General features: G+C 52.9%; 17 protein-coding genes. 3 read left to right on the plus strand and 14 right to left on the minus strand.

All coding sequences use genetic code 11. The features are described 5' to 3' along the window. Entirely contained in the window at positions 1-2292 is a 2292-nt protein-coding gene (locus ACFFJP_RS20525) for a putative bifunctional diguanylate cyclase/phosphodiesterase (RefSeq protein ID WP_377248712.1), read from the plus strand. Here the strand turns inward: ACFFJP_RS20525 and cysQ are convergent. Together cysQ and nudE are read right to left on the minus strand one after the other, a co-directional pair. Next, on the minus strand, positions 2252-3082 hold the full coding sequence (gene cysQ / locus ACFFJP_RS20530) for a 3'(2'),5'-bisphosphate nucleotidase CysQ (protein ID WP_377248715.1): 831 nt from the start codon (positions 3080-3082) through the stop codon (positions 2252-2254). The genes ACFFJP_RS20525 and cysQ overlap by 41 nt on opposite strands. Further along, positions 3069-3647, minus strand: a complete 579-nt coding sequence (nudE, locus tag ACFFJP_RS20535; RefSeq protein WP_377248718.1) for an ADP compounds hydrolase NudE — start codon at positions 3645-3647, stop codon at positions 3069-3071. The genes cysQ and nudE overlap by 14 nt, the downstream gene beginning before the upstream one ends. 70 nt (positions 3648-3717) lie before the next feature. Here nudE and yrfG point away from each other — a divergent pair, with 70 nt between their 5' ends. Beyond that, on the plus strand, positions 3718-4398 hold the full coding sequence (gene yrfG / locus ACFFJP_RS20540) for a GMP/IMP nucleotidase (RefSeq protein WP_377248721.1): 681 nt from the start codon (positions 3718-3720) through the stop codon (positions 4396-4398). Between the two features lie 66 nt (positions 4399-4464). On the opposite strand, the gene ACFFJP_RS20545 is transcribed toward yrfG, so the two are convergent. The 12 genes from ACFFJP_RS20545 to gspC all read right to left on the minus strand — a co-directional run bounded on the left by ACFFJP_RS20545 (position 4465) and on the right by gspC (position 15970). Continuing rightward, the gene (locus tag ACFFJP_RS20545) at positions 4465-5226 is read right to left on the minus strand and encodes a type II secretion system protein N (RefSeq protein ID WP_377248724.1); all 762 of its coding nucleotides are present in this window, start codon (positions 5224-5226) and stop codon (positions 4465-4467) included. A 72-nt stretch (positions 5227-5298) separates the two neighbouring features. Then, positions 5299-5760 (minus strand): type II secretion system protein M, encoded by a 462-nt coding sequence (locus ACFFJP_RS20550; protein WP_377248727.1) that lies wholly within the window; start codon positions 5758-5760, stop codon positions 5299-5301. Continuing rightward, positions 5757-6950, minus strand: a complete 1194-nt coding sequence (gene gspL, locus ACFFJP_RS20555; protein WP_377248730.1) for a type II secretion system protein GspL — start codon at positions 6948-6950, stop codon at positions 5757-5759. Before gspL ends, ACFFJP_RS20550 begins: the two co-directional genes overlap by 4 nt. Beyond that, complete coding sequence (gene gspK / locus ACFFJP_RS20560) at positions 6947-8062, minus strand: type II secretion system minor pseudopilin GspK (RefSeq protein ID WP_377248733.1); 1116 nt, start codon at positions 8060-8062, stop codon at positions 6947-6949. The genes gspL and gspK overlap by 4 nt, the downstream gene beginning before the upstream one ends. Next, on the minus strand, positions 8059-8676 hold the full coding sequence (gene gspJ, locus ACFFJP_RS20565) for a type II secretion system minor pseudopilin GspJ (protein WP_377248736.1): 618 nt from the start codon (positions 8674-8676) through the stop codon (positions 8059-8061). Before gspJ ends, gspK begins: the two co-directional genes overlap by 4 nt. Next, positions 8666-9040 (minus strand): type II secretion system minor pseudopilin GspI, encoded by a 375-nt coding sequence (gene gspI, locus ACFFJP_RS20570; protein ID WP_377248739.1) that lies wholly within the window; start codon positions 9038-9040, stop codon positions 8666-8668. Before gspI ends, gspJ begins: the two co-directional genes overlap by 11 nt. After that, positions 9024-9734 (minus strand): prepilin-type N-terminal cleavage/methylation domain-containing protein, encoded by a 711-nt coding sequence (locus ACFFJP_RS20575; RefSeq protein WP_377248742.1) that lies wholly within the window; start codon positions 9732-9734, stop codon positions 9024-9026. Before ACFFJP_RS20575 ends, gspI begins: the two co-directional genes overlap by 17 nt. Beyond that, positions 9734-10171: a type II secretion system major pseudopilin GspG gene (gene gspG, locus ACFFJP_RS20580; protein ID WP_377248745.1), complete on the minus strand. Its 438-nt coding sequence runs from the start codon at positions 10169-10171 to the stop codon at positions 9734-9736. Before gspG ends, ACFFJP_RS20575 begins: the two co-directional genes overlap by 1 nt. Positions 10172-10175: 4 nt before the next feature. Then, positions 10176-11399 carry a type II secretion system inner membrane protein GspF gene (gspF, locus tag ACFFJP_RS20585; RefSeq protein ID WP_377248748.1) on the minus strand — a complete coding sequence of 408 codons (1224 nt, stop codon included), beginning with the start codon at positions 11397-11399 and terminating at the stop codon, positions 10176-10178. Further along, positions 11399-12901, minus strand: a complete 1503-nt coding sequence (gene gspE / locus ACFFJP_RS20590; RefSeq protein ID WP_377248751.1) for a type II secretion system ATPase GspE — start codon at positions 12899-12901, stop codon at positions 11399-11401. Before gspE ends, gspF begins: the two co-directional genes overlap by 1 nt. Then, positions 12902-15010 (minus strand): type II secretion system secretin GspD, encoded by a 2109-nt coding sequence (gene gspD / locus ACFFJP_RS20595; RefSeq protein ID WP_377248754.1) that lies wholly within the window; start codon positions 15008-15010, stop codon positions 12902-12904. 24 nt (positions 15011-15034) lie between these two features. Then, a complete protein-coding gene (gspC, locus tag ACFFJP_RS20600) occupies positions 15035-15970 on the minus strand; it encodes a type II secretion system protein GspC (protein ID WP_377248757.1) in 936 nt (311 codons plus the stop codon). 196 nt (positions 15971-16166) lie between these two features. Between gspC and ACFFJP_RS20605 the strand changes: the two genes are divergently transcribed. Then, positions 16167-16393 (plus strand): RNA-binding S4 domain-containing protein (locus ACFFJP_RS20605; RefSeq protein ID WP_377248760.1); only part of this gene is annotated, 227 nt, incomplete at its 3' end.

Consider the following 16393-nt stretch of genomic DNA (forward strand, 5'->3'; position numbering starts at 1 on the left):
GTGCTGCGCGCCTTGCGTCACTACCTCAAATTGACTCCCGCTGATTTAGCCACGGCGAGCCCGGATAACTGGCAGCTCAGCGTGTTCCGCATCATGGTGCTGTCCGGCTTATTGCTGGTGCTGGTGATCTGTCTGCATAGCTCGTGGCAAGCATGGCAACTTGGGGCTTACCATATCATTGCTATCACTTCAGGCTTTTATCTGGCGTTATTGCTGTTGTTACGCCGCTCCAAACCGGCGCTTGGCTTTAGTGCCGTTGGTTTTTTACTGCTGGTGATCTGCGCCGGCCTTGCCATAGTGTTGCTGAACCCTGATTTCGAAATGGCTAAGCTTGGCATTGTATTTTTATACGCGCTGCCGACCATTGCCCTGATGTTTTTTCCGTTGCGGGTCATGGTTGGCCTGATGCTGCTGAATTTTATCCCGTTTGCGTTTTTGTTATACAACCAGCCATTACCGGCATTATTCGATTTCTCGATTTCCCTGCCATCGACCCATGCTTACTTGCATGGCTTAATATTCCTGTTTTTTAATCTGTGCCTGCCACTGGCATCGGCGCGCATTATCCGTACGATCCAGCGTCATAGCAGTGAGTTGCAGCAAACCCACAAGCAGCTGTCGCAAAGTCATGATTTTTACGCCGAATTGTTTGAAAACAATGGTGAAGCAACAGTGTTATGCGCCAGCAATGGCCGCATTATCAAGGCCAATACCAAAGCTTGTCTGTGGCTGGGAATTGAAGCGGATAACCATGGCTATTTAAGCCAGGTACTGCTCCCGGAACAGGACACCCCAGGCAGCGCTTTCTGGCTGGCGCAGGATTTACCCTGTATCGCCCGCAATCAGCCGGGCCGGCATTTACAGCTGAAACATATGGTGCGCACGCGTCAACATCACCATGTCTTGCAGCTGCAGGATGTCACCGCCATGTATCAGCTGAAACAACAACTCGATCAGCAGCACCAGAATATCTGGCAACTTTATGACCGGCTAACTTGTTTACCCAAAGCCAGTTTTTTCCGCCAGCAGGCGGATGAACGGCTGAACAAAACACAACCATGGCCATTTCAGCTCTGTGTGATTATCCGGCTCTGTCATATCAAAACGCTGAATCAACAGTTTGGCTATGAATTTGGCAGCCAGGTGTTGCAACAATTCGCCAGTCAATGCCGGCAATCGCTGCGGCCTGATGCTTTACTCGGCCGCTTGCGTGGCGTCAAGTTTGGCCTGCTGTTACCGGTCCAGCCAGAGCCGCTCAGCCCGATGCAACAAGCAGAAGCCATGTACCAGCAACTGCCGGAAACCTTGATGATTGGCAGTCAGCAGGTCCAATTGCGTTATCAGCTGGGGTTTTGCCTCAGTGAAGGTACTGCCGATGCAGCCACCTTATTAGAACAGTGCGAGATTGCGCTGGAACAGGCCGACAACAATGTGCCCATCGTGCAGTTTGCCCCAGAACAAGCCGCAGAACTGCAACAAACCTATGCGCTGGCCAATGCCTTACAGGATGCGATCCGTCAGCGCCAATTACAGCTGTTTTTACAACCCAAAGTGAATGGTGAGGGCCAGATCAAAGCCTTTGAAGCTTTGTGCCGCTGGCAACACCAAGGTCAATGGATAGCGCCGGACCTGTTTATTGAATTGGCGTTACAACATGGCTGTATCAAAGCGCTGAGTCAGCTGGTGCTGGAGATGGCCATCGACATTCTGGCGCAATGGCAGCAACAACGCTGGTTTTATCCCATCGCCATTAATCTGGCCGGGCCGGAGCTACTCGACGATAGCTTTTTTGCCCACTTGCTGGCACAAAGCGCCCATTATCCGTGGCTGACCAAACGGCTGCAGCTGGAGATCACCGAAACCCATTTCGCCACGCAACAAGCCGCGCTGCACACGCGGCTGCGGGCCTTGAGCCAGTATGGGTTCAGTATCGCCATAGACGATTTTGGTACCGGTCATGCGTCACTGAGCCAATTAGTCGATATGCCGGCAGATACGCTGAAAATCGACCGGCGTTTTGTCGCGGCGATCCCACACCACCGTCAGCAAGTAAAAGTGTTGCATACCACACTACAGCTGGCGCGGGCGCTGAATCTGACGACCGTGGCGGAAGGCGTGGAAACCGATATCCAGCGCAAATTCCTCGCCAAACTGGGGTTTCCATTGATGCAGGGTTATTTGTTTGGTCGCCCGGCGCCTGCCAGTCACTGGCATGCACAACTGGAACGCCAGCAACCTGCTTTGCCTGAAGTCAGTCGGTTATCTGCCGTGGAGTCGGATGTGGCTGGATAAGATCGGGCCAAGCCACGCTGGACTGCCCTATCACCATAAAATCCGGATTGGCCAGGGTTTCACGTTGATTGTAACTGAGCGGGAAAAACTGACTGTCAAGAATACGCCCACCGGCCTCTTCCACAATGATATGCACTGCACCGGTGTCCCATTCGCCGGTCGGACCAAGCCGCATATAACAATCGGCCCCGCCTTCAGCAACCAGACAACTTTTCAGTGAGCAACTACCGAGCGCGATAAACTCAGCTTGTTGCGTGGGTGCCAGCAAAGCACTGATCAGATGCTGCGGTTGACGTCGGCTGACCGCAATCCGCAGCGGATCTCCCTGCTTATGTTGCCGGACCTGAATATGATTGATCAGATTACGTTGTTGTTTAAAAGCACCACGACCGCGGGTGGCGTAATACCAGATTTGCTCTTTTGGCCAGTAAATCACGCCAAGTGCAGGCCAGCCGTGCTCAACCAGCGCAATACTGACGGCAAAATCGCCACTGCGGGCGACAAATTCCTGAGTACCGTCCATCGGATCTATCAGCCAATAACGCGGCCAGTGTTGACGCTGCGTCAGCGGTACCAAATGACTTTCTTCGGAGATCACCGGAATATCCGGCGTCAGCTCGGTCAGTTGTTCAATAATAATTTGATTGGCGGCGTGATCCGCCGATGTCACCGGACTGCTGTCGGCTTTGATTTCGGTCTGCACATCGCCACTGAGATACATTTGCCAGAGACGTTCTCCGGCTTGTTGTGCCGTGGCTTTGACCGGTTCGAGCAGTTTACTTAAAAACATCAGGGTGGCTGTCCAGATATTTGCGGGCCAGGAATAAGGCGGCCACGCTGCGCGCTTCAGTAAAATCCGCCTGTGCCAGCAGCTCGTCCAGTTGATCCCAGCGCCACAGCACCAGTTCCAGTGGCTCAGGCTCATCACCTTCCAGCCGTTCGGCATAGAGGCCGGTGGCCAGCACAATTTGCATTGTAGCATTAAAATATCCGGGAGCGAGCGCCACCGCACGCAGCTCCTGCAACATGCTGGCGCCAAAACCGGCTTCTTCTTTTAATTCGCGATCGGCCGCCTGCAACGCAGTTTCACCGGGGTCAATCAAGCCTTTTGGAAAACCAAGCTGATAGTCGTGGGTGCCGGCGCAATATTCGCGGATCAGATAAAAATGTTCAGGATCCGGACAAGCCACCACCATCACAGCGCCACGGCCAGAACCCCGCATCCGTTCAAATAAGCGTTCTTCACCGTTACTGAATTGCAACTGCACTTGTTCAATCTTAAACAGGCGGCTTTGCGCCACGATGTCCTGCGCCAGAATGCGCGGTTTTTGCCTTGAATGCGGTTTGTCCGCCATAGCTTTGCCTCTGCTACAATGGCACTTCACTTTGCCTGCGATACTATAAATCGGAAAGATGGAAAAACCTATGCTGGATTGGTCGGCGATCGACACTGTTTTACTGGATATGGACGGCACCTTGCTCGACCTGCACTTTGATAACCATTTTTGGCTGGAGCATTTGCCAAAACGCTGGAGTGAGTTGACCGGTATTGCCGAAACCGAGGCCCGTGCCACCCTCAAAGCTGAATATGCTGTATTGCACGGCAAGATCGAATGGTATTGCCTCGACTACTGGACGCGCCGGCTGAATTTACCGATCACCGCGCTCAAGCGCGAGATCAGCGACAAAATCGCCATGCGCGCAGACACCCCAGCCTTTTTACAGGCATTGCAGCAAAGTGGTCGCCGCATTGTGCTGGTTACGAACGCCCATCCTGACAGTTTGTCTCTAAAAATTGAACTGACGCCGCTGGCGACTTATATCGATGAACTGATCTCAACGCATGAATTTGGCGTGACCAAAGAACAGCAAGAATTGTGGCAACAGCTGCAGGCCCGGCTCGGATTTGACGCCAAACGCACACTGTTCGTCGACGACAGCCTGCCGATCCTGCATGCTGCACAGCAATTTGGTATCGGTCATTTATTGGCCGTGGCCAACCCGGATAGTCAGCAGCCGGTTCGGCAAATTGATGAATTTCCGGCGATTATTGATTATCGTGATTTAGTGGCGGATATATTGGCGGCGCCGGTCATCGCAAACTAAAGCGTGATAGCCCAAATAACAAAGCCAGCAAATGCTGGCTTTGTTTTTCTGAAGTGCTAAACAGTCTTACTGCGTACGGATCTGACCACCGAACTGGATGGTGTAGCGACCTTCGGCATCTGGTTGCGACACAAATCGCATCGCGTCATGCACTTCTTTTGGCAAGGACGCATCCGGCTTTAATGTGCCGGCTAACTGATAGCGGCCAGCCATCACGTCAGCCGTGACTGCCAGCGCCAGCGGATTGTCCGGGGCTGTTACCAGCCTCAGGTTGCCTTGTTCACAGCTGAGTGTTGCATCAATCTGACGCAGATCTAACCAGCCAATCGGCGATTTAAACCGCGCCTGTTGCCAGCTGGCGGCGCCATTTAAGCTGGCGCAATAAGGCTCACCTTTGGCAAACTCTTTGATATTCAGAACGATAGCGCCACTGGCGTCAACAGGCATCGGTAATTGCAGATTCTGCATAATGCCGCCAATCGGCCAGCGCAATGTGGCTTGTTGCAAAGCGTAACTGGCCGGTTTGATACTGCCCTGTAATTGCAGATACGGCTGGCTATCGTCTTTGACATCACCGGCAGACAGCCGCACGCCTAATTGTCCACGCCACAGGCTGGCAGCATCAAGCTGCCAGCGTACGTTAGTCAGGTAGACCGGCGGACGCGAAACGGCATCAATCTGACCTTGCCACAGACTGCCCTGAACTTTGCCGATTTGTACTTCAGGCGGCAGCGGCGCCAGTTTCAACCAGACCGACGCGGGCGTCAGCACGGCCATAAACAGCAAATAGGCCAGCGCGCCAATGACAATCAACCACAACTTCTTCATCAAATGTACTCTTATCCCGTGCCGGTTTTATCACAAACCGATTGATACCAAGACCTTGGGTCTCAGATCCATTTATTCCAGTACCAGCCGGCGCACCCGCACAACACCAGGTACGTCCGTATCTGTCACTTCCAACTGCACCAGTTGCACGCCATGTTCGCCTTGCAGCAGCTGTAACCAACGCAGCAGTTGCTCAAAGGCAACGTCTTCCAACATCAGGTCGAGCTGTTCGTCTTTGGGCTGCATCCGGCTGACGTTGATCTGAAACTGCCGGCTGGTCTGTGACACTTTGTCATTCAGACTGCCACCAGCACCAGTGGCAGGCGCCGCTGCCAGCTGTGGTAACTTGCCTTTGAGCCAGACGAGTTGTTCAGACGCGGTCGTCGCAGCCAATTGCTGACTTTCACGCGTTTGATGCAAAGGCGCCCAGATCAGCGCGTAAAACAAACCGATGCCACCCACGACGCCAAGCATACTGACGAGTTGCTGTTCACGCCGTTGCAGGCTGTTCCACCATAATAATACTGCTTTCATGATTTGCTCCGCAGCGTCAGCGTGCCTTGCACTTTGCCCTCGATCTGGCTTAAAGCGCCCTGTTCTACCTGAAAGCCTTGCTGTTGCAGTTGCGCTTTTAACGCTTCAAACCGCTGAAAACTAGCGGCAGTCGCTAGTAACTTTAACTCAGCTTTTTTACTTTCATATTTCAGACTGTTCAGTAGCACCGGCTCAGTACCGCCCAGCGCAGGGGCAACACTCCCCAATAAGACCGTCAAACTGTGCTGACCTTGCGCGCCACTGGCTGCCAGTTTACGTTCGACCTGACGTTTCAGGTTGACCACACGCTCAGTCGGGAACTGTTGTTTATACAAAGAGCTGGCTTCAGTTCGGGCCTGATCGGCCTGACGACTAAACTGCCAGGCCTCAACGCCAACCACCGTCAGATAAAGCAGAGCACAGGCCGCCGCCAGACTGCCACTAAGACGCCACTGCGCCCAATGTTTGTTGCTGGCTTTTTTCGGTGCATAAGGGCCTTGCAACAAATTAAACGACACAACATCAAGTTGTTGTGCCAGCAAAGCCAGCGGCAACTCCGCCGGAGCGAGCTGATGTGGCTGCGCCGTGCAGTGTTCAGGCCAAGGGCTGTAGCTCAGCACTTCTGGCAGAGCTGCCAGCTGTAGATAATCCGCCCACCAGCTGTCATCAATACAACTCAGCTGCCATTCACCCTGACGTAGCAGCCATTGTGAACCCAACTGCAGTGCGACCGGCTGTTCCAGCACAGGCAACAACAATGCATCAGGTATGAGTCGGCGCGGTGCAAAACCAGACTGCTGCAACAGGCTCAACCATTGCTCCAGCAAGCCGCGCCGGACTACCGCGACTTGCTGCAGATATTGACTATCCCGCTGCACTGTCTGCGCCGACACTACCAGCAGTTGCTCAATATCTTCGGCTTGCTCTTCTTCCAGCATATACGGCAGCGCCTGCAAAATTTGCCGGGTTGGCTTGCCTGGCAGCGCCACCTCTTTGAGTACGACATCACAGGCGGGCAACAATGCAGTTAAAGGCCGGTTCACACCAATGCGTTCCGCCAGCCCGGTCAACTCAGTGGCATCCGTCAACTGACCGGAAGCGATAACTTCGGCAGCGCCTGCCGACCAAATCAGCCACCACAGCGGTTGTTGTGGCGTGCTACCAAGTCTGATGATTAATTGTTCACTCACCCAGGGCCTCCAAAGCGCCGCGCGACCACCTGCACCTGATCATCTTCAAGTTTCAGCAGGCTGGTCAAACTAAAATTACTGTCGGCAGTATCAATACTGATCTCTGCCTGAAAATATTCAGATTTTACCGAAAACAACGTTTTCACTTCCGCACTGGGTGTTTGCGTAAATACCGAACTATTGCTGCTGAAGAAATCATCAACACTGTCATAACCCTTTTCCGGTCTGCTGCTAATCAGCGATTTTGCATCTTCTTCGGTCAGGCCCGGAATTAATGCGGCCAGCACTGGCGCTTGTTGTTCTGTCATTGTATTCACATTCATCTGCAAGGTCCCGACCTGGGGGATCACGCAGACCAACGGTGCTACCAGAGCATAGTCGGCTGGCGTCATATCCAGAATCACTCGTAATTCGGACTTGCTGACCATCAGACTGTTCGCACTGTAATAGGGTAGCTCCAGCGCGGCATAATCGTTTTCTTCGGCGCCACCGGCGCTTTGTAGCGTGCTGTCAGCATCCAGCCAGTCTGCGACCCGTGCCACCAGATAATCCGGCGGCATCGACAGCTCCACCGCGTTTTGCTCCAGCATTCTTAAAAAGGCTTGCTGCGCCGGAGTTTGCTGATTCGGATTACGGTTGTTATTCCCATCCGCTTTTTTTTCAGTGTCATTTTGGGCACCAGGACCACGACCATTGTTGTTATCCGGGCTTTGCTCGCCGTTATTAGGATCTGTGCCGCTGCCTGGATTATTGCCAGTCGCAGGTCGCAGCGAATTTAAGTTAAAACAAGCCTGCAGGTCGGTCACAGTGCCGCTGATTGTCGCCTGCTCAACCGGAAACACCGCGCCTTGTGTTGCCCACTCTTGGCTGAGGTTGACCGTTTCTTTGCCAGCCGCCGATTTTTTCAGTAACCGCTGGATAAATTGTTCTGCACCTAATGCCAGCCAAATCGCTTGCTGGCGCTGCTGTAAATTAATCTGCCGTTGTAGCTCCAGCTGCAAGCGGCCACTCATACTGACGGCGATCAACACGACAAATGCCACTACCATCATCACAGCGATCAATGCCACGCCGCGCTGTGAACGGCCTGACCGGCGATTCAGCAACTTCATCTGGCCTCCCGCAGCGGCAGACTGAAGATGCGCTCAATAGTGCCAAACTGTGGCGACTTAAAGGTCATTTTGACTGCCAAAGGCCAGTTCGCCTGGTCCCAGAATTCTTTCCATTGTTCCTGACCATCTTCTTTCACCAGATAGCGGAATTTCAGCTCATCGATGTCGTCGAGTAGCGGTTGTACATTAGGTTCAGTGCCGGTCACGGCGTCCGGGTACAAATAATACAGCCGTTGCAGCTGGCGCTCTTTTAACCGATAACCAACCAACTGTACTTCGCTGCGCGCCAGCACCATGCCAGGGTTGGTCCAGCCGGCGTGACTGAACGTGATGCCATCATCGTCGCTTTCAATCCAGTTCACGGCGCCTGCTAGTGTTTGCGCCACCGGCGCTTCACCATTGACACGGATCTGCCGGGCACTAATTTGCCAGAAATCGCGATCTAACAACATCATCGCGCGCTGCAGCTGCTGTAGTCGCAGGGTGCCGGCGCGCGAGGCTTCGTCACTGCGGGTGACACTATCAAGCACCGCGACGGAGGCCAGGCCGACCAGGGCAAAAATCGCCACAGCCAGCAACATTTCAATAAAAGTAAAACCGCGATTATTGCTCACGTTGCCGTCCGACAAAGGTCTGCAGCGTTGACACTACGCGCTCCGGTTCTTCCAGCGGCCGTACCGTCACTTTTAACATGCGAAATTCAGCATCGTCGGTCTCTACCACTTCCAGCACCCACTTCCAGCGGTTTTTGGCCATCTCCGCTTCACCGTCCCGCGCCTGCGGTGGCCAGCGGGTATCTAACCTCGCCAGTTGCAATTGATTTTCGGCGACGTAACCGGCCATCGTCATTTCTTCGATCATGCCCATGGCGCGGATGTGTTCCGTGGTTGCGCGCATCACAGCCACGCCAGCGATGGCAAATACCGCCATCGCGATCATCAATTCAATCAGCGTGAAGCCCTTAACGCGTCTGTTCAATCTGCCCCCGCTCCAGTGGAATACTGAAGACCGCTTTAAGACTTTGGCTTAGCGCCGGCCTTTCGGTGTTTTCAATCAGTTCCAGCATAAATGGACTGATCTCGCCACTGGATAAAATAAACACGGTCGGATAGCGCGGGTCTTTTTTCTGCGATGGCGTGGTCAAAATACCGGTTTGACGTTTTTTTGGCTTTTTCACTTTGCCATCCGCCTGCGCCTTGTCGGCTTCGGCTTGTTGCTTTTGTTCTTCGGCCAGCTGTTTTTCAGCATCCAGCTCGTCAAAGCTGTTAGCTTCGGACAAACCATCATCTTCCGGTTCAAACTCGGCACGGCTCAGCAGATTCTGCTCGGCCCATTCCAAGCCTTCCAACTCGATTTTGGCACTGAATCCGGGTTTAAACTCATATGGCGCCAGTGCTTTAGGCTCACGGATAGTGCGCCATTTATCCTGCTCAAACAGCATAAACCGATAGCCTTTATCATCGATAAACAACCCAAGCTCGACGTTTTTCAACATCGCCAGCTCAGCCGCCAGCTGGATACGGGCCTGTAGTTTTTCGGTCTCTTTGCCAAGCGTTTGTGACCGGCTTTCGCCGCTGAAGGAGTACACCACTGTAGCTGCCAGTAATCCAATTAACAGGATCACCAGCAACACTTCAATCAGGGTAAATCCTCCGTCGCGGCGTATCTTCATTAGTTTTGCGGCTCTTGGCCGCCATCCAGATTCCAGTTGCCGATATCATCTTCAGTACCGGCGGCGCGATCCGGGCCTGCCGAGAAAATATCGATTTTGCCCATTTCACCCGGGCTGGCCAGTTGATACTCGCCATTCCACGGATCTTTTGGCAGCCGTTTGATATAACCACCTTCCGGGTACTGCCGTGGCATTGGCTCAGAAGTCGGCTGCGTGGTTAACGCTTGTAAGCCTTGTTCTGTGGTCGGATAAAAGCCGTTTTGCATCTTGTATAAATCCAGCGCATTTTCCAGTTGCTGGATATCGACTATGACCTTTTGTTTGTCGGCCTGTTCTTTGTTCCCCATCAGGTTGGGCACCACCATACTGGCAATAATGCCCAGAATAACGATAACGACCATCACTTCTAACAGGGTAAAACCACGTGAACGTTGCATTGTATTAACCTCCTCCTACTAAATTGTTCAGCGCCAGGATTGGCTGCAAAATCGCCATCACAATAAACAGCACCATACCTGCCATCACCGCGACCAGCGCCGGCTCAAACACTTTGAGCGAGACAGTGACCAGGGTTTCAAATTCTTTGTCCTGACTGTTAGCTGCACGCTCTAACATGCCGTCCAGCTGTCCGCTTTTTTCGCCGCTGGCGATCATATGCAGCATCATCGGCGGGAATAATTTGGTTTGATCTAACGCAGCGCGCAGCGATGTGCCTTCGCGCACCCGACCAGTCGCTTCGGCGATCATTTGTTTCATATAACTGTTATCCAGCACATCCGCGCTGATCCGCATCGCCTCTAGTAATGGCACCGCGCTGGCATTCAGAATACTTAAAGTTCGGGCAAAACGGGCGGTATTCAGGCCACGGGCGACTTTGCCAATCAGTCCCATCCGCAAGATGCCGCGGTCATATTTCAGTTTCAACGCCGGTTTGCGTAACGCGCGTTTCAGTGCGGTCACCGCCAGCATGATCAACACCACCAGGTAGAGGCCATAACTGCGGATAAATTCACTGGCGGCAATCAAAAATAACGTTGAACCAGGCAACGACTGCCCCATATGATCGAATTGTTCGACAATTTTCGGCACCACTAATGCGAGCAGGATGCTGATCACTGCCACAGCGAAAAAAGTCAGGATGGCCGGATACAACATCGCCTGCATCAGCTGACTACGCATATGCTGGCGTTGTTCGGTGTAATCAGCCAACCGGTTTAACACTGCGTCCAAATGACCCGACTTTTCGCCGGCAGCCACCATGGAACAGAACAAGTGGTCAAACACGTACGGAAATTCACTTAAACCTTCGGCCAGGCTGTAGCCTTCCACTACTTTGGAACGCACGCCCATCATCATGTTGCGCAGCCGTGGTTTTTCGCATTGTTCCGCCACCGCCAGCAAGGCGTTTTCGATCGGTAATGCCGCTTCAACCAGCGTGGCAATTTGCCGGGTGATCAGCGCCAGATCTGACGCACTGATGCCGCTTTGCAGCCAGTTACGGCCACTGGCAATGATTTTTTCCTGCTGTGACGCCAGTTCAATACTGACCGGCGTCAGTTTACGCTCACGCAGCAATTGGCGGGCATGCCGGGCATTATCTGCTTCCAGCACGCCTTTGTTTGATTTGCCACGCGCATCCAGCGCCTGATATTCAAAAGCCGCCACTATGCATCCTCACGCGTGACACGCAGCACTTCTTCCAGGGTGGTAATGCCGGCCAGCACTTTGGAAAAACCGTCCTGACGGATACTGGGGCTCTGGCTGCGGATATATTTCTCAATGGCCTGCTCGCCTTTGCCATTGTGGATCAGCTCGCGGCAATGTTCGTCAACGACGATCAGCTCATGAATACCGGTCCGGCCGCGATAGCCGGTCTGGTTACACTGATCACAGCCAATGGCGCGGAAAATCGGCGCGGCGTCGGTTTTTTTCACGCCCAGCAACGCGCGTTCTTCTTTATCCGGCTCGTGACTTTGTTTGCAGTGCGGGCATAAAGTCCGCACCAGTCGTTGTGCCAGCACGCCGAGTAAACTGCTCGATAACAGGAAAGGCTCGATGCCCATATCTTCCAGTCGGGTAATAGCACCTGACGCGGTGTTGGTGTGCAGCGTCGATAACACTAAGTGACCGGTTAAGCTGGCCTGGACCGCAATTTGCGCGGTTTCCAGATCGCGGATTTCACCGACCATCACCACATCCGGGTCTTGCCGTAAGATCGCGCGCAGGCCACGGGCAAAAGTCATGCTGACTTTGGTATTGACCTGCGTTTGGCCTATGCCTTCCAGTTCATATTCAATCGGATCTTCCACCGTCAGAATATTGCGATCTTTGGTGTTGATATCCGTCAGGCCAGCGTACAAGGTGGTGGATTTACCGGAACCGGTCGGCCCGGTCACCAAAATGATGCCGTGTGGTTTTAAAATCAGCTCAGCAAAGGCTTGTTGCACCGACAGCGTCATGCCCAAATCGGCCAGATTCAGGTGTGAATTGTTTTTATCGAGTAACCGCAGTACCACACGTTCGCCGTGGCTGGACGGCATCGTCGACACCCGCACGTCCACGGCACGACCGGCAATGCGCAGACTGATGCGGCCATCCTGCGGCACGCGTTTCTCCGCGATGTCGAGTTTCGCCATAACCTTAATCCGCGACACCAGCAGGCTCGATAGTTTACGGTTTGGCCGCAGCATTTCGCGAAGCACGCCGTCGATGCGAAACCGCACCACTAAAGCCTTTTCAAATGTTTCCACGTGAATATCGGAAGCGCCGAGTTTGATGGCTTCACCGAGCATCGCATTGATTAACTTGATGATGGGCGCGTCGTCTTCGTTTTCCAATAAGTCTTCGGTTTCCGGAATTTCGTCGGCAAGCGAGGCCAGATTCACCTCATTGCCGATGTCTTCCATGATTTGCTGCGCTTCACTGGAATCACGCTGATAAGCGGCTTCCAGCATGGCTTCAAACTCCACCGCACTCATGCGCGAAATGACGAATGGCTGATTCAGTAACCGACGGATCTCGAGCAGTGCCGCAGGTTGCGTGTCCGGGGAGATCAGCAACTGCCATTGACCGGCGACGCCGGCCTGCAACAAGACTTTATGCCGTTTGGCAAAACCAAACGGCAACCGAATACGGGGGTTGCCTTCCGGCAGGTCGACCGCGGCCATTTATTGGTTGCCCTCTGGCTGGTCACCCTTTGGCGGAATATTCTCGCCTTTATCCATCTGCTCCAGTCGTTGCTGAATTTCTGGTGGTAAGGTTTTGTCTTTACCCCAAACCGGCATTTCCGGTGTGTCTGTTTCTGGCATCAGCGACACGCCATTGTCTTGTTTATTTAACTGCTGCGCACGCATGTAGTTGTATTTACGCTGACTGACTTCATTCATGACGCCGCCATCGCGCATGATGGTCGGCCGGATAAATACCATCAGATTACGTTTTTTCTTGCTGCTGCTGGTGGAGCGGAACAGATGCCCTAATACCGGAATATCGCCCAGTAATGGCACTTTGGATTCGCTTTGTTGCACGTCTTCGTCAATCAGACCACCGAGCACCACAGTGGCGCCATCGTCAGCCATCACTGTGGTTTTGATTTCACGTTTCGCGATAATCAGGTCACCGTCAATAGAACCGGCGCGGCTGGAAACTTCCTGCTCGATGGTCAGGCGCACTGCAGTGCCTTCATTAATTTGTGGCGTAACTTTCAGTTTGATACCAATCTCTTTGCGATCTTTGGTGGTGAAAGGACTGTTGCCGTTTTGGCCTGGGCTGGTCGTCGTTTCAACCGGCACTTCTTCACCGACGATGAAAAACGATTCCTGGTTATCCAGCGTCGTAATATGCGGCGTGGCCAGAATATTGGAGTCGGTGTCCGCTTTCACAGCCTGAATAATCGCGCCCCAATCGTCTTTGACAACACCGAGCATTGCGCCGCTCACCTGGCCTAATACTGTCCCCAAAGCCGTGTAATCACCCGGAGTATCAGCGTCTTGTACTGTCGTACTTGGCACGCCAGGAATAGTAGACTGCACCACGCGCGGCTGTGGTGTCACTTTGCGGGCTGACGCAGCGGCTGCCGCCACTGACGATACGGGTACCACACCATTATTAAACTGGGTGATCCCACCTTCAGCCGAGATCAGCTGCACACCAAGGTTAATGCCGGCAGTTTCACCAACTTCCACGATAATGGCTTCGACCAGTACCTGCGCGCGGCGGATATCAATCTGGCGGATCACATCTTCGAGGTTACGCAACATGTCCGGCTGCGCCGTGACAATCACTGAATTACTTTCGGTATGCGCTTCAATACTGACTTCGCGGTTGCTGCCGCGCGAACCACCGCCGCCTTGCGCCGCTTGTTGGGTCTGCGCAGAATTGGCTGCAGCCACCATCGAGTTCGACACGCCCTGCAGCACTTTAACTAAATCTTCGGCCTTGGCGTATTTCAGGTAATAGACCCGGGTATTGCCCTGGCTTTCCTGTTCGGCGTCGAGGCGTTTTACAATTTCTGACACACGCTGACGCGCCTGTAATTCGCCGGAGACAATCACACTGTTGGTGCGCTCATCGGCAACAATTTTCGGGATCAGGAATTCTGGCTGGTCGCCTTGCCCCTGTTTTTTATAGATATTATCTAAAATACGCACTACTTCCGCAGCAGAGGCAAAGCTCAGCCGGATGATTTCGATATCCTGATTACCGGCTTTGTCGACGCGCTGAATGATGTCGACCAGACGGTTCACCACTTCGGCCTGACCGGTCATCATGATTACGTTCGACGGGTCATAGTTCACCACATGACCACCACCAGCCTGATCGGTGAACTGACGCAGCAGTGGTGCTAACTCACGCACCGAGACGTTTTTGACCTGTACGACACGGGTGACCATTTCATCGCCCACCCCACCGTTGTTGTCACTGACCACCGGGATATTCGACATTTTGGCGTCTTTTTGCCGTACGACTTTCAGTACGCCGCTTTTCATCTCGACGATCGAGAAGTCATAGACTTCCAGCACGTTGAGGAAAAACTGGTAATACTGCTGCTCATTGAGCATTTCGTATGACCGCACATTGATCCGGCCGCGCACTTGCGGGTCGACAATGATGGTTTTGTTCAGATTTTTGCCGACAATATTAATAAATTCAGTGATTTCAGTGCCTTTAAAATTCGGCTGATATTCGACAGCAGCACTGAAAAAGCTCAGCAAAGCCAGGGCACCGGCACCCAGTTGCAGCTTCAGAGACGGAAGGCGGAAAATAGTTGATTTCATTGGAAGTAAGCCATTCTGTACTGGTTATTGTTGTGACAGGTTTACCTGGATATCCTGGATCTGACCGTCACGTTCTACTTTAATCGAAGCCTGGCTGGCTTCACGTAATTCGTTAATCACGCCATAGGCTTGCTGCATATCATTTAACCGCACGCCATTAATTTCGATGGCCACGTCGTTCGGCCGCAAGCCCATTCGCGCAAACAATTCTGCATCTTTGCCTGGTAACAACGCATAACCGTACATTTGACCGTTACGATGACGCGGCGTGATACGGACATAATCAAAGAATTTGGCGGGTTCGTTTAACATCTCGCGCCGCATGCTGGCGACGTCTTCTGCTGCTGGACTATAGGCCCCTGGCGGTGGCGCAACTTCCTGCAGACTTTCTTCGCCAACCGCAGCGTTGGCTTCACTGAGTTTCTGGTATTCAACACCATCAAGCATCAGCGTTTCCATTCGACCTGACACCTGCAGTAACACCCGGTCTTCCAGTACCTGTTTCAGCACTGCTGCGGTACCTTCAATTTGCTCGTCAATGGCGTACACTTGCTCAACACCACTGTTTTCAATCACCGCCGTACCTTGTTCAGGTTTGGTCAACGTGGCGACGACGCCGGTCAGTTTTAAACTCAGACTGGTTTGCGGTGCATCTGTGACGGTCTGGACCGCGACCGGCTCCGCTGTTTTTTCCTGATACTTGCCAAATAAACTGGCATCTACGACACGTTGTACATCCTGTGTTGAACTGGCAGGTGCCCGGGCCACTGCAACAGGAACTGCCACTTGTGACGTGTTACCGGCGGGGATCAACAACCAGCTGACGCGTGCAGCCAACCAGGCCAGCAGCAGCAGAAACACAAATGCAAAAATACGGTTCAGTAACACGACAGGCAGACGTGCATAAAACTGTTGCCACTGTACTGCCCAATCCAGGTCGGAGACTCGTTGCCAATTCATTGTAATGATTCTGTATCTATTCTGTTTTTATCTTACTCAGTTGGTTCCGTCGCAACAAGATCAGCAAACAATTTACCAATAAGATACAGATGATAAACATCTGATATCTGCCGGATCGTCGTGCCAAAATACCGTCTCGCTGGAGCCAACGCTGTGTTTATGCTATGGTCGCGCGCATTGCCGGAGTAAACATCTGATGACTCAACCCACCCAAAATCAGGACAATACCACAGTTATATTACGTTTGGACAAATGGTTATGGGCCTGTCGCTTTTACAAAACCCGTAGCTTGGCTAAAGACATGATAGACGGTGGAAAAGTTCAGTATAATGGCCAGCGCTGTAAAGCCAGCAAGACCGTCGAGGTTGGCGCAACTATTCGTCTGACTCAAGGCACCGACGAACGGATCGTGGTAGTTCGTGG

Source organism: Rheinheimera tilapiae (assembly GCF_042432165.1).
Taxonomy (GTDB): Bacteria; Pseudomonadota; Gammaproteobacteria; order Enterobacterales; family Alteromonadaceae; genus Pararheinheimera; species Pararheinheimera tilapiae.